Source organism: Vibrio sp. OPT41 (assembly GCF_015163595.1).
GTDB lineage: Bacteria > Pseudomonadota > Gammaproteobacteria > Enterobacterales > Vibrionaceae > Vibrio > Vibrio alginolyticus.
On record NZ_JADDYH010000063.1, the window covers coordinates 1 to 14,632 of the forward strand.

At 45.5% G+C, this 14,632-nt stretch carries 12 protein-coding genes and 1 riboswitch; of the genes, 4 read left to right on the forward strand and 8 right to left on the reverse strand.

The genetic code is table 11. From position 1 onward, the window contains the following. Positions 1-612: 612 nt before the first annotated feature. The gene (locus tag IQP38_RS21385) at positions 613-1,068 is read left to right on the forward strand and encodes an RNA-binding protein (protein WP_017636066.1); all 456 of its coding nucleotides are present in this window, start codon (positions 613-615) and stop codon (positions 1,066-1,068) included. On the opposite strand, the gene murI is transcribed toward IQP38_RS21385, so the two are convergent. Genes murI through btuB form a run of 3 tightly spaced genes read right to left on the reverse strand, consistent with a single transcriptional unit; the run spans position 1,031 to position 4,453 of the window. After that, a complete protein-coding gene (gene murI, locus IQP38_RS21390; RefSeq protein WP_017636067.1) occupies positions 1,031-1,834 on the reverse strand; it encodes a glutamate racemase in 804 nt (267 codons plus the stop codon). The two genes, IQP38_RS21385 and murI, sit on opposite strands and share 38 nt — an antisense overlap. A 31-nt stretch (positions 1,835-1,865) precedes the next feature. Next, complete coding sequence (locus tag IQP38_RS21395) at positions 1,866-2,558, reverse strand: ATPase (RefSeq protein WP_017636068.1); 693 nt, start codon at positions 2,556-2,558, stop codon at positions 1,866-1,868. Between the two features lie 59 nt (positions 2,559-2,617). Then, positions 2,618-4,453: a TonB-dependent vitamin B12 receptor gene (gene btuB / locus IQP38_RS21400; RefSeq protein ID WP_017636069.1), complete on the reverse strand. Its 1,836-nt coding sequence runs from the start codon at positions 4,451-4,453 to the stop codon at positions 2,618-2,620. 55 nt (positions 4,454-4,508) lie between these two features. Beyond that, a riboswitch (cobalamin riboswitch) is annotated at positions 4,509-4,709 on the reverse strand. A 184-nt stretch (positions 4,710-4,893) separates the two neighbouring features. Between btuB and trmA the strand changes: the two genes are divergently transcribed. Further along, complete coding sequence (gene trmA, locus IQP38_RS21405) at positions 4,894-6,003, forward strand: tRNA (uridine(54)-C5)-methyltransferase TrmA (RefSeq protein WP_017636070.1); 1,110 nt, start codon at positions 4,894-4,896, stop codon at positions 6,001-6,003. A gap of 66 nt (positions 6,004-6,069) precedes the next feature. On the opposite strand, the gene IQP38_RS21410 is transcribed toward trmA, so the two are convergent. Together IQP38_RS21410 and fabR are read right to left on the reverse strand one after the other, a co-directional pair. Further along, positions 6,070-6,435, reverse strand: coding sequence for a YijD family membrane protein (locus IQP38_RS21410; protein WP_005378634.1), 366 nt, complete (start codon positions 6,433-6,435; stop codon positions 6,070-6,072). Then, entirely contained in the window at positions 6,435-7,076 is a 642-nt protein-coding gene (fabR, locus tag IQP38_RS21415; protein ID WP_005378632.1) for an HTH-type transcriptional repressor FabR, read from the reverse strand. Before fabR ends, IQP38_RS21410 begins: the two co-directional genes overlap by 1 nt. 263 nt (positions 7,077-7,339) lie before the next feature. Between fabR and sthA the strand changes: the two genes are divergently transcribed. Beyond that, positions 7,340-8,770 (forward strand): Si-specific NAD(P)(+) transhydrogenase, encoded by a 1,431-nt coding sequence (gene sthA / locus IQP38_RS21420; protein WP_005389689.1) that lies wholly within the window; start codon positions 7,340-7,342, stop codon positions 8,768-8,770. 57 nt (positions 8,771-8,827) lie between these two features. On the opposite strand, the gene dinF is transcribed toward sthA, so the two are convergent. The 3 genes from dinF to lexA all read right to left on the reverse strand — a co-directional run bounded on the left by dinF (position 8,828) and on the right by lexA (position 11,832). Further along, positions 8,828-10,177 carry an MATE family efflux transporter DinF gene (gene dinF / locus IQP38_RS21425; RefSeq protein ID WP_017636071.1) on the reverse strand — a complete coding sequence of 450 codons (1,350 nt, stop codon included), beginning with the start codon at positions 10,175-10,177 and terminating at the stop codon, positions 8,828-8,830. A 55-nt stretch (positions 10,178-10,232) separates the two neighbouring features. Then, complete coding sequence (locus tag IQP38_RS21430; RefSeq protein ID WP_017636072.1) at positions 10,233-11,027, reverse strand: class I SAM-dependent methyltransferase; 795 nt, start codon at positions 11,025-11,027, stop codon at positions 10,233-10,235. A 184-nt stretch (positions 11,028-11,211) separates the two neighbouring features. Next, positions 11,212-11,832 carry a transcriptional repressor LexA gene (gene lexA, locus IQP38_RS21435; RefSeq protein WP_005378682.1) on the reverse strand — a complete coding sequence of 207 codons (621 nt, stop codon included), beginning with the start codon at positions 11,830-11,832 and terminating at the stop codon, positions 11,212-11,214. 368 nt (positions 11,833-12,200) lie between these two features. Here lexA and plsB point away from each other — a divergent pair, with 368 nt between their 5' ends. Further along, on the forward strand, positions 12,201-14,627 hold the full coding sequence (plsB, locus tag IQP38_RS21440) for a glycerol-3-phosphate 1-O-acyltransferase PlsB (protein WP_193838023.1): 2,427 nt from the start codon (positions 12,201-12,203) through the stop codon (positions 14,625-14,627). Positions 14,628-14,632: the final 5 nt, after the last annotated feature.

Below are 14,632 nucleotides of genomic sequence, written 5' to 3' on the forward strand. Positions count from 1 at the left end.
GCATGTGTTAGGCCTGCCGCCAGCGTTCAATCTGAGCCATGATCAAACTCTTCAATTTAAGATTTTGTTCGGCTCAATGAATACTGAACATTACATAAAGTAATGTTTGAATTGACTGTGCTGAATCCGAAGATTCAATGGTCACTTCGTTTCATTGAAACCTAATTTGATACCGAGGTATCTAATTGGATTATCATCAACGAGTGCCCACACAGATTGATAGGTTCTTATTTTTAAAGAGCTTTTCTAACATTTTCAGCAACTTAGTTGCTCGTCGTTAGGGGTGCGTATCTTACTTCACACCGTGAGAGAGTCAAGCATTTTTTTCAAATTTCTTTTCTCTCAATTCCGACTCGCTGTGTGACTTTCGTCTCACTCCGTGTCGGTGGATGCGCAGTATAGGGAGTTGAGAAATTAGTACAAGCGTTTTTTGCAAATAAAAAACCAATCGGTCACAAATTAGCCAAAAGTGCGATATTTGCATATTTCTTCGTCACATTTGAGACATATCACAGCAATTGGTTGGAAAAACACCAACCATATACGTAAGATTCATGTGTCTATTCTGTTAATGGACAATCGATCTCTTTATCACTATGTGTAGTAATTAAAATGACGTCTAAAAAAAATCTGATTTTATGTGTTGGGCTGGCCATCGTTGGGGGAATCATCTTCTCTCAATTCATCATCCCACCAGCCTTGAGCTTCCTCATTGGTGTTATCGCTACTGCTTTTCTTTTTTCATTTTCTAGCAAAACACCTGTTCTTCAATCTTCGGATCCTGATCCTTCAACTAAAACGCTGTATGTCGGCAACCTTCCTTATAAGGCCAATGAGAGTCATGTTCGCGATTTGTTTGCTGAATATGGACAGGTCTATGCAGTACGTTTAATGAAAGATAAGCGCACTGGAAAAAGAAGAGGGTTTGGTTTTGTCGTGATGGCTGCGGCAGATGCCAAGCCAGCTATCGCTAAACTTAATGAAAAGGAATATATGGAAAGAACGCTAAAAGTTAGAATTGCGAACGATCCTAAACATCCGGATGGTGGTAAACCTGAACAGGATTAAAACCTAGCTTCTTTAAACAAATGTTCAGTGCATCTTCCTGCCAAGGAGTTGCACTGGCATAAATCGACTTACTTCCCTCTTCTGTATCCTCAATTTCATCACTTAATAGCAATGCTTTTACTCGACGTGCAATCGCTGCGCCTGAATCAATTAAAGTAACGTCTCCACCCAAAGCTTGATGAATCTCCTCTTTGATTAAAGGGAAGTGAGTACAACCGAGCACCGCAACATCGACTTTATCGCGAAGGGGAAGCAGGATATTTGTCAGTTCGTCGAGAGAAACGCTGTTGCCTCGCAACTTCTCTTCGGCCATATCTACCAAGCGAGTTGATCCCACCAGCTCAACTGGTTTGCCTTGCGCAAAGTCCCGTATTAACTCGTGAGTATATTGGCGTGTTACTGTCGCCGGAGTGGCGATCAGCCCTACCCCTTTTGATGCTAAAAGCGATGCGGGTTTAATCGCAGGGACAACACCAACAACGGGAATCGATAAATTTTCGCGTAAGGAAGGAAGCACTATGGTGCTCGCCGTGTTGCAAGCAATGACGACAATGTCGGCTTGGTGTTCTTCGACTAAAGAAGAGACCAGTTGGTTAACTCGTGAAACGAGTACAGCCTGATCGAGTTCACCATAAGGGTAAGCCTGATTATCGAATAAGTATAAGTAGTCTAGCTGGGGCAATAGGCGATGTATCTCTTGGAATACAGAAAGACCACCAACACCAGAGTCAAAAACTAGGACTTTTTTCTTACTTGCTACTCGCACGAGTCTTACCTAAAGAACAGAAACGTTGCGATCATACTGCGTAGATTTGTTTTGGCAATGCTTTAGCATGGTATCTTTGATGGCTGAATCTATCTCCAGATTCTACATTTCGCTTCGTCAACTCGATATGTCCTTGAAAAGATGGCGAAGACGTGACCAATGTGTGAAATTCACCATTTTCCCCACAGGGATCAATTTGACTTGGTAATGACTCTATTAGGGCTTTGTCATACCAGCGACCACACCATTCTGGAGGGAGAACTCTTCCGTCGATGGTGATTAACATCGTTTGAATACCACGCTCTATGATTTCCATCGCTAGTTTTTCGCTGCTCTCCCCTAATAGAGGAAAGACGCATTCCCAGCCAACAGGTTCAATATAGCTGCGTCGGTAATCGGCAATGCCATTACAAAACATATCACCAAATGCGACAGCTTCTATGTTCAGACCACTACTTTGTAATGCATTAACGATGGTCGATTGATAAATGTCGTTACTTGGAAAGATTTCAGGTAGCTCGATAGTAATGAGCGGAAGCGCAAGTAAGTCTGCTTGCATTTGTACGACTTCAAGCGGAGTTGCTTGGAAAGGGACTTCTTTCCCTACGTAAGTCGTGTACAAACCGACAACTTGATAATTTGGATTCTCGTTAAGGCGCTCAAGCGTTAATGTCGAATCTTTACCACTGGACCAGCTGATCACAACTCGCTTGGGTTTCTTCATTCGATTTTCCACCACAAAATATTAAAAACCGCCCGAAGGCGGTTTGTGCTCATTCACGATTAGAATTCGTAGCCAACGTTGAGATAGTACGCTCGCTCTGCAGCAGGGTAACCTTTTGCCATCTCATACTCTTCATCAAGTAGATTATCGATACGAGCACTAATAGAGGTCGACTCATTCGGATAGTAAGTCACTGCCGTATCAACCAACGAGTAAGAAGAAAGCGTAATATCTTGTGAAGGCCAAGTGCTGTAATCCACATCTGGACGCTTACCGACGTACTGATAGCTAACCGACCAATCCACTTTATCGAAGCTCACTAAAGCATTCCACTTATACATTTCTTTAGCGCGACGCTGCAACTGATGCCCTTTATCGTCTTCAGCATCTTTGTAATCTGCACTCAACTGGTGCTGCACAATCCCTGTATCAAACTCAGCAACAAGCTCCACACCTTGGATATGTGTTTCACCATCGACATTCAAATATTTGTATGTGGTTGGATGGTAATCGATAAGATTCGTGATTTTATAGTCATAACCCGTTACGGACCAAAAAACGCCTTGGACATCACCGCTGAATGCTAGCTCCCAAGCATCTGACTCTTCCGGCTTAAGATCTTTCTCACCGTATGTTGGGTCATACTGTTGATATAGGTTTGGAGCCTTAAACGCAGTACCAAAAGAAGCTTTAACCCCAAACTCTGGCACAAACTGGTAACCAGCCGCTAAGCTGTAAGTGAACTCACTACCGTATTCTTCGTTATCATCAAGGCGAGCACTGCCCTCAAGCATTGCTTTATCAATACTGGTGGTTGCCATACCAAACAGAGCGCCATTGGTACGATCAAACGTTTTATTCGCACTCTTGTCTTTATAAGACTCATTACGCCAGTCAATACCACCAGCAAACGTCGTATTGTTGTTTAGCAAGTAACTGTTGGTCCACTGGACATTTTGCTGCTCAAGTTCATCTTCAGTACCTGAGTGTTTGCCTTTTGCTTGCTCATAGTTCCAAGACTTCTGTTTCTGTGCTGTTACTTGTAGTTCTGACATCACATTATCAGACTGATACTTACCGCCCAGAGTGACAGAAAGATCGTCTTTTTCTGCTTCGTAGTAACCGCGACTGCCGTAGCTGCTGTCATATTGATAAACATTTTCGTAAGCACGCAGGTTACCAAATGCAGACCACTGGTCATTGAAGTTATGCACGTAACCTAGCAGACCATTCTTTGTATCAAAGCCATGGCGATCACCGTCATTAACTCCCGGTACAGGACGAACGTTATAACCATCATCACTTTCACTACCAAGCGCGATATTTAGCTGGCCGCTCTCTGTGACTTTAATACCAGATGCCACACTCAATTCTTGATAATCTAAACTACCTAAACCCGCACTTAACTTCGTTCCTTCTTCGTCAGCACGCGCAATGGTGATGATATTGATCACGCCACCAATCGCTTCTGAGCCATAAAGTGACGCACGCGCACCACGCACGTACTCAATACGTTGAACGTAAGTAAGTGGGATTTGGTTAAAGTCCACAGCGCCCTTCGCTGCTCGTGCAAAACGTACGCCATCAACCAGTACTAAAACTTGGTCGGAACTGGTTCCACGAACAAATAAAGACGCTAACTGACCACGACCACCATTTTGTGAAACTTGAATCCCCGTAAGACGACGCAATACATCTGGTAGGGTTTTCGCTTGAATGCGATCGATGTCTTGTCGAGTAACTACTTCGACATCTGCCAACGTACGGCTTTCGGCTTGCTCAAAACGGTTTGCCGTAACAACGATGGTTTCGTCAGTGGAGGTTTCCTGGGCCTGTAGATAAGAGACAGGTGAAAGCAGCGATGCCAAAGTGATCGCCAGTGCGGATTTTCTCATTGTATTGTCCTAAATCGCGTAATTCCTTCCGAGCCCTGTCATCATGACAGTCCAGTGCTGTGGCTCAGTTGTTGGCAGGTATTCGGACTCAAGAGCACGGGTGTACCGCCTACTTGCTCGACTTCCCACATAAACTAATGCAGTGTCTGATGAGCGTTCGTTCTCTTTTACCGCTGCGCGTCAGTTCTGGATTCACACCAGATTCCCATTTCAGCCATCTAGATTGCTAGATAGCACCAACTTGAGGCAAATATTATTCAGCTATTGATTATTTGTCCAGCCAATATTGCCCTTAGAAGTTGTAACGTTTTGATTGGTTTTGCTTTCTACTCTGCCTGTACGCACTATCTTTAAATCAATTCCAGTACAAAACTGGACATCCTATTGAGATTGAATAAAATCTGCGCTCTTAAATTGAATGCACCATAAAAGGTAAGATCATGGCTACTCTTGATGTAAACCCACAACGCTACCAAGAACAACTGGCTGAAAAAGTCGAACGTCTCACTGATATGTTCGCGCCATACAACGTGCCAGAACTGGAAGTGTTTGAATCACCAGAGCAGCATTACCGTATGCGTGCTGAGTTCCGTGTTTGGCATGAAGGTGAAGACCTGTACTACATCATGTTCAACCAAGAGACTCGTGAGAAATACCGCGTAGACCAATTCCCAGCAGCCAGCCGTCTGATCAACGATTTGATGCCGCTATTGGTTGAAGCGATGAAAGACAACGACTCACTACGTCGTAAACTGTTCCAAGTGGATTTCCTATCGACGCTAAGTGGTGAGATTCTGGTTTCACTCCTTTACCATCGCCAACTTGATGAAGAGTGGATTGAAAACGCGAAAGCCCTTAAACAGCGTTTAAATGATGAAGGCTTCAATCTAAACATCATTGGTCGTGCTCGTAAGATGAAGATTGTCCTAGACCGCGACTACGTGATCGAGAAGCTCGATGTAAATGGTCAAAGCTACATCTACCAACAAGTAGAGAACAGCTTCACTCAGCCGAACGGCAAAGTCGCAGAGAAGATGCTGGAATGGGCGGTCGACTGTACCCAAGAAAGCACTGGTGACCTACTAGAACTTTACTGTGGTAACGGTAACTTCTCGCTGGCGTTGGCACAGAATTTCGACCGCGTACTGGCAACTGAGCTAGCGAAGCCATCTGTGGTATCTGCACAGTACAACATCGCTGCCAATAAGATTGATAACGTACAAATCCTACGTCTATCAGCAGAGGAATTTACTCAAGCGATCGAAGGTAAGCGTGAATTCCGTCGTCTACAAGATGCAGGTGTAGATCTGAAGAGCTACAACTGCAATACGATTTTTGTCGACCCACCACGTGCTGGGATGGATGTCGATACTTGTAAAATGGTGCAAGGTTACGAGCGCATCATGTACATCTCTTGTAACCCTGAGACTCTAAAAGAGAACTTGGACACTCTATGCGAAACACACAACGTAACGCGTTTTGCTCTGTTTGACCAATTCCCTTATACCCACCACATGGAAGCGGGCGTGCTATTGGAACGCAAAGCGTAACCCACCGCGTCAAATACAAAAAAAGCGAGCTCAATGGCTCGCTTTTTTTAATTTGATTCGTTTTGCTTATTCCGCAGAAGTCTTCTTGCTGACAAAACCTAGCTTCTTACCAATCCATGCGAGTAAAATCATTGAAACCATGATCGCAAAGAAGTTTGAGCCTGCTTCTGGGTATTGCGCTTTAATAAACGCAGAGTGACCAAACGCACCTACGAAGAAACACGCCAAGCCAACTAATGGGATATCTTCTGATACCGGATTATTTAGGTACTCTTGGTAAAGAGCTTGTACAGCCAGTACGAGTGCAATCAATGGGAAGATTGAAAACGATACTTCACTCATGGTCAACCATGACAACAAAGCATCACCACACATACCTGCAACCAGTGCCAAAATCAGCGTTTTCTTTTCAGATTTATTTCCATTCGACATTATTCTATCCCGCCTTTTAATCGGTTACGTTCACGTTCTTTGCGATACCAATAGGCCCCTTTGGCTATCATTCGCAATTGCATGATCAATCGCTCGGCGAGTTCATCGCGCTCACGTCGATCTAAATCTAAAGCTTCAGCCCCCGAACTGAAAACCAAAGTCACAGACGCTTCTGCTTGAGTATACGCCTCTTCTCTGGTCACGCCGGTGCTCATTAAATACTCGGTTAATTCTGCCGCAAAATGCTGGATTTCTCGAGCAACAGCGGTACGAAATTCAGCAGAAGTGCCGGAGCGCTCACGCAACAACAAACGAAAAACGTTCGGACTACTTTCAATGAATTCCATAAAGGTTTCGACCGAGGTACGAATTACGCTACCTTCTTTCACAATACGTTGACGCGCCTGACGCATCAGTTGGCGTAGTAACAAACCGCCTTCATCGACCATGGTTAAGCCTAGCTCATCCATATCTTTGAAATGACGGTAAAAAGAAGTCGGTGCAATCCCTGCCTCTCGGGCGACTTCTCGCAAGCTAAGGCTGGAAAAGCTGCGATCCGCACTTAATTGACTAAATGCCGCATCGATCAATGATCGACGTGTCTTCTCTTTTTGCTGTGCGCGGATTCCCATCGATTTCATTCTTAACTTGCTCTTTTTCTGTAGGGTACAAGAGCCTCAATATAACGCAATTTGCTCCTACGGAGAAAGATATGTTGCTTCGCTCGCTCTGAGCGCCGAGAACGTTACTATTGGCATGCATCTAATTGCAATGTTCTCGATGCAATTTATAGACATACAACATACCAAATCATCCTTTTGGTCGATTCTGCGTGATCACTTCCACTCTCTAACAGGCATGACGTGTACCAATAGAGTAAATGAGTTAAAATCGCGCTAAAGCAATGTTAAGCAAATATAACAAGGAAGGCATCATGGCGCATGTTAATCACTATGACGTGATCGTAATCGGTAGTGGCCCTGGCGGAGAAGGGGCTGCAATGGGATTAACCAAAGCGGGACTGAATGTTGCCATTGTCGAGAAAGAAAGCAGTGTCGGCGGCGGTTGTACTCACTGGGGTACTATTCCATCAAAAGCACTGCGTCATGCCGTTAGCCGCATCATCGAATTTAATAGCAACCCGCTATTTTGTCGAAACAACACCAGCGTTCATGCAACATTTTCTGACATTTTAGGTCATGCTAAATCGGTCATTGATAAGCAAACTCGACTTCGTCAGGGCTTTTATGACCGTAACTCATGCACACTTTTGTTCGGAACCGCGCGATTTATCGATAACTACTCAATTGCAGTGATGCAAAGCGACGGTACAGAAGAAATCTATTCTGCGGATAAGTTTGTCATCGCGACGGGCTCTCGCCCGTATCAGCCTAACGACGTAGATTTCTTGCATGAGCGCATCTACGACAGTGATTCCATTTTGAGCCTGAAACACGACCCTCGCCATATCATCATTTACGGTGCGGGCGTTATCGGTTGTGAGTACGCCTCTATCTTCCGCGGCCTTGGAGTGAAAACCGACCTTATCAATACCCGCGACCGCTTGTTGGAGTTTTTGGATAACGAAGTGTCAGATGCGCTGTCTTACCACTTCTGGAACAGCGGTGTGGTAATTCGTAATGATGAGACCTATGAAAAAATCGAAGGCACAGAAGATGGCGTGATTATTCACCTACAATCTGGCAAGAAGATGAAGGCAGACTGCTTGTTGTATGCGAATGGTCGAACAGGTAACACCGATAAGTTGAATTTGGGTGCAGTGGGTCTGGAAGCGGACTCTCGCGGACAACTAAAAGTAAACCGTAACTACCAAACCGATATCGAACACATTTACGCTGTAGGCGATGTCATCGGTTACCCTAGCCTTGCAAGCGCCGCTTATGACCAAGGGCGATTTGTCGCACAAGCCATTACGAAAGGTCAGGCAGAAAACTACCTGATTGATGATATTCCAACGGGTATCTACACCATCCCAGAGATTAGCTCTGTGGGTAAAACCGAGCAAGAGCTAACAGCTGCGAAAGTACCGTATGAAGTAGGACGCTCTTCGTTCAAGCATCTAGCTCGTGCACAGATCGCAGGGAAAGACATCGGTAGCTTGAAGATATTGTTCCATCGTGAAACCAAAGAAATTTTAGGGATTCACTGTTTTGGCGAACGTGCCGCGGAAATTATCCACATCGGTCAAGCCATTATGGAGCAAAAAGGCTCAGCGAATACCATCGAGTATTTCGTCAATACCACCTTCAACTATCCAACAATGGCCGAAGCGTATCGTGTCGCTGCGTTGAATGGTTTGAACCGCTTGTTCTAATCTATGCTTCTTGATAGCAGACAGAAAAACAGCAGGCTTGGACCTGCTGTTTTTATATCAACATTGTGCTAGGAAGGTATCCTTGTGCCATTGGTAGAGAAAGATAACCCCTAAACCAATACCCCGCATCAACATAAAGCTCGTCATTGCAAACCACAGCGCGTGATTTTCCCACTCGGCGAATAAGTAAAAGACAACGAAGAAACTGCTGGTCGCGACAAACATACTATTGCGCATGTCTTTGCCTTTGGTTGCACCGACAAAAATGCCATCCAATAGAAAGCACCACATCGACGCAAGTGGCATCACCACCAGCCAAGGTAGATACACCGCTGCTTGCTGTTGGACCGTCTCAATTGAAGTGATCATGGCGATCAACTCCGATCCCGCCAAACCAAAGAGCGCGGTCAGTCCTAAGCAAATAACCAAACTCCAAAAGAAAGTGCCGACAAGCGATGCACTCAATTGTTGCCTATCTTTGGCACCAATCGCCTTCCCGACCATGGCCTCCATCGCATAAGCAAAGCCATCCATGCCATACGAGATAATCATCAGGAAGCTCATCAGAACCGCATTTGCAGCGACAACCTCATCACCCAAGCTCGCGCCTTGGAACGTCATAAAGCTAAAAGCCGCTTGCAGACACAAAGAGCGTAAGAAAATATCGCGATTCAATTTCACGAATCGCCCTAAACCGTGTTGAGTGCTGGCTAGCAACTTTTGAGGTGATGGTAATTGCCTCTCTCGCCAGGTTTTCCAGACACACATGAGACCAAAACCCATGCCAGAGTAGTCAGCAATCACCGATGCCAGCGCAGCGCCTTCTACTTTCCACCCCAAACCAATCACAAACAACAAATCGAGGGCAATATTAGTCACGTTGGTGATGATCACCATCCACATTGGTGCTTTGGAATTTTGCGTTCCGAGCAGCCACCCCAACAACACAAAGTTCATTAGCGCAGCGGGGGCACTCCACACACGGATAGAGAAATATTGCATACCGTAGTGTTTTACCTCTGCGCTGGCGTCACTCCAACCAAAGATCAAATCAGCTATCGGGGTATGGGCAATAAGGAAGACTAACGCAAACAGCAGCGCCATAAGTGAGCCTTGCATAAACACCAAGGCAAGTTGCTTTCGGTCTTCACCGCCATAGGACTGCGCCGCCAACCCAGTAGTCGACATACGCAAAAAACCAAGCAGCCAAAACGTCACGCTGATCATGGTGCTGCCCAACGCAACACCACCCAAATACCAAGCGTGGTCTAGATGACCAATCACCGCAGCATCGACCAAACCGAGCAATGGAACAGTAATATTCGACAGCACCATAGGTATAGCTAAAGCTAAGACTTGGCGATGAACTTTTGGGTTAGATAAAGGAGAGAAGATTGAATTTGTCACAGGCACCTCATCAGTAAGATCGACGAGTGTACCTGAGCGCTTAACGACTAGCCAATTACCACTTGATATGAACGAGTACTGGCGTGAGGCGATGCTTCAACATTGGAATCTTATTAAGCCAACGCTGCCAAGCTTTCCAACGAGAACAGAATCTATCGAATGGCGAGAAAGCTTTCACCCACTGTGCCCATGGTAACCATTGCAATATCTGTGCTGCAGGCGCTTCAAAGCCATGAGCATAACGATCAGAGCCAAGCTTTTGTCCCCACTTGGTTTCCGTTAAATCTCCTGCCAGCACCATACACAGTTCAGCAGAAACAAAATGTCGACCTAAGGTTTGAATAAATTTCGCGACTTGACGCTCTGTGCAATCGAGCAGTGCCATTTCACATAAAATGAGTACCGGTGCTTGCTCTGGAATGACTAACGTCTCTAGCCAGGACATTTCATCCACACTGCCACAGCGATGTTCATAACGTTCATTTTTGTGGAACAAACGCTGACGCCATACCAAATTTTCCGTCACATCCAGCTCTATCCAATGGCAGCGTCCATTATCCAAACGATAAAAGCGGGTATCCAACCCCGCTCCGACATTGATTATCCAAGCATCGGGATACTGCTGTAAGAAGTGACTAACCTGCTGGTCACAAAGCTGAGTCAGCGTCACGTGCAGCAATTGCTTCTGCGCAATATCACCACTCAAACAATCCGGCGCCATCTTACAGCTCAAACACGCTTTAGCAGCTATCGGATCGTACACCAAGCCATTGTCGACCATGCTTTCACGGCTACGCAATAACAGTGGCTTTAATAAATGGTTAGGAACTTGATGTTTAGACTGAGACATGGGCATTTCCTGCGCCAGAGAGAAAACATAGACATTAATAAAGATGATAATGAATATCAATTACATTATCAAGCTTATAAATTGGTCAAAACAAACAAGGTCAAGATGATGAGCAAGCTTTTGGAGGAAGTAGAAAAAGAGAAAAGACAAAACAGCCCAGATGAACTGGGCTGCTTAAACACACTTACATCCAATCGGTATTGCGAATAATACCAACGGCTAAGCCTTCAATCGTAAGGTGCTGAGACGTTAAGTCCACTTGGATTGGGGCAAACTCTTCATTCTCAGCATGCAGTAATATGGTTGAACCTTTGCGCTCCAAACGCTTCACAGTCACATCATCATCAACACGCGCAACGACAACTTGACCGTCTCTCACATCTTGGGTTTTATGCACCGCGAGCAAATCGCCATCCATAATCCCGATGTCTTTCATACTCTCGCCATTTACACGAAGTAAGAAATCCGCTTGCGGTTTGAACATCGCAGGATCGACTTGGTAGTGCGCCTCTACGTGCTCTTGAGCCAGAATTGGCTCACCCGCTGCAACTTGACCAATCAATGGCAAACCCTGCTCATCATTGGCTGCGTCTTCAAGCAGGATACGAATCCCACGAGAAGCGCCTGGAATAATTTCAATTGCTTGCTTACGAGCAAGCGCTTTTAGGTGTTCCTCTGCGGCATTCGCAGAGCGGAAGCCAAGCTCACGCGCAATCTCTGCACGAGTTGGTGGCATTCCGGTGTCATCGATTTTACTTTTAATCAAATCGAAGACTTGTTGTTGGCGTGGCGTTAACGGCTTCATGTCTCACCTGTCTTTTTATACAGTTAACTGTGAGTATATCCAGTAAATGCTCAAATGAAAACCCAATTGGTTGTTTTTTAATTTATTTGTGGAGAGCTTTCAGCTTACCGATTAAGTTCATTCTTTATTCGTTTAAAACACCGACTTTTCAGTTAATCAAGTCAAAGCAATAACTTAGGGGTTCGACTAATTTACAGCCAATAAAATTAAAAGGTTTGACCAGTTTCTGGTATCCTTGCAGCGCTTAAATTTTATCGCCTAGGCTTATTTCTATTGCCGTACTCATCTCTTTTTATAGAGAAGACATGCAAAGCGGAAACTGAAATAAGGTTAGGCCTGTTTGAATACCTATTGAGGCTGTGAACTTTATGTCTTCTGGACAATCATTTTCACGTTCATTACTAAAACTACCTTTATCGGTACTGGTAAAGGGCACCACAATCCCGTCGAACCCGATTGAAGATCTGAACATCGACCTAACTAAACCGATTGTATATGCCCTGCCGTTCCGCTCGAACGTGGATTTGCTGACACTGCAAAAACAAGCCATGAGCCTTGGTCTACCCGACCCGCTCAGCCCGCTGGAAATCAATGGCAAAACGCTGAACCGTTTCGTCTTTATCGCTGCGCGTCCAACTGTGATGAACAACGATAATGATGTCCCAACCGATTCTGTTTCTCTGTTCACTGACTTACTGGAACTGCACAAGCTGGATAGTGAGTTGGATGTTCAAATGATCCCTGCAACCGTGCTTTGGGGTCGTAAGCCAGGTAAAGAAGAGAACCAAAAGCCTTACCTTCAACCGATGAATGGTCCGCAAAAAGCCAAAGCAGTAATGGCGGCGGGACGCGACTGCTTAGTTCGCTTTAGTCCCGTGGTATCTCTGCGTTATATGGCAGACTCTCACGGTACCGACAGCGCAATTGCGCACAAACTGGCTCGCGTGGCGCGTATCCACTTCTCACGCCAGAAACTGGCTGCTTCAGGCCCAAACCTGCCACAACGCCAAGTGTTGTTTGCTCGTTTACTAAAATCTCCAGCTATTGAACTGGCGATTGCTGACGAAGCCAAGAGCAAAAACATCTCGATTGATAAGGCACGTAAAGAAGCCCACGACATCATGGATGAAATCGCTGCCGACTTCTCCTATAGTCTGGTGAAAAACGGCGACCGCATCCTGAGTTGGTTATGGACAAGACTATACCAAGGTTTGCACATCAATAACGCCTCGACTGTGCGTCGTTTAGCGCAAGACGGCCACGAAATTGTGTACGTTCCGTGTCACCGTAGTCACATGGACTACCTGCTGTTGTCTTATGTTTTATACCATGAAGGCATGGTGCCTCCGCACATTGCGGCAGGCATTAACTTGAACTTCTTCCCGGCCGGTCCGCTTTTCCGTCGTGGTGGGGCGTTCTTTATTCGTCGTAGTTTTAAAGGCAACAAACTGTACTCAACCATTTTCCGTGAGTATCTAGCTGAGCTGTTTGCCAAAGGCTATTCAGTCGAGTACTTCAGTGAGGGTGGTCGTTCACGTACAGGTCGCTTACTGCAAGCGAAAACGGGTATGCTGGCTATGACCATCCAAGCAATGCTACGTGGTTTAAACCGCCCAGTAACGCTAGTGCCGGTCTACATCGGCTACGAGCACGTAATGGAAGTGGGCACTTACGCGAAAGAGCTGCGTGGCAAACGCAAAGAGAAAGAAAACGCAGGGCTTGTACTGCGTACTCTGCGTAAACTGCGTAACTTTGGTTTGGGCTATGTGAACTTCGGTGAGCCAATTCAGCTCAACCAATACTTGAACGAGCATGCTCCTGAGTGGACGAAAGACATCGACAGCATGGGTGGTAACAAACCACAATGGATGAATCCTGTGGTGAACGACCTCGCTAATAAGATGATGACGCACATCAATGATGCGGCGGCAGCAAACGCGTTGACCTTGTGTGCAACCGCACTGCTTGCTTCTCGTCAACGTGCACTTTCTCGTGACTCGCTGATCAATCAGATCGAGTGTTACTTAAAGCTACTCAAAAATAATCCGTACTCAAGCACCTCCACTATCCCTACCGAAAGTGCTGAGGAGTTGGTCGATCATGCAATTTCGCTTGATAAGTTCGTGATTGAAACCGATAGCATGGGTGACATCATTTCGCTGGACCGTAGCCAATCGATCCTGATGACTTACTATCGCAACAACATCATTCACTTGTTCGCTCTGCCGTCATTAATTGCCCAAATGCTCATTCGTCAGCGCAACCTTTCGGTAGCCAAGATTCAAGCGAATGTCGCGCAAATCTACCCATTCTTGAAGAAAGAGTTGTTCTTAAGTTACCAAGAAGACGAGTTAGATGAATTGGTCGTTAAAACACTGCATGAATTTGCCGAGCAGAAAATGATTAGTCTTGATGGTGATAAGCTGGAAATCAATCAATCGAACAACCAGCCTTTGGTTCTGCTAGGTCGTACGATAACTGAAACGCTGCAACGCTACTCTATCGCGATGAACTTGCTTGTTGCTTACCCTGAACTGGGTAAATCGGACCTAGAGCAGAAGAGCCAAGATATTGCTCAGCGCCTAGGGCGTTTACACGGTATTAATGCGCCAGAATTCTTCGATAAAGGTGTGTTTACCGCCATGTTCAATACGCTCAAACAGCAAAAATACCTTGATAACGATGGTAACTGTGACACGAAGAAAACGCAGCAATTTGCACGACTACTGTTCACTCTGCTTTATCCAGAAGTGAAACTGACGATCGAAGAGAGTATTCACCAACTTCGGTCGTAACCGTT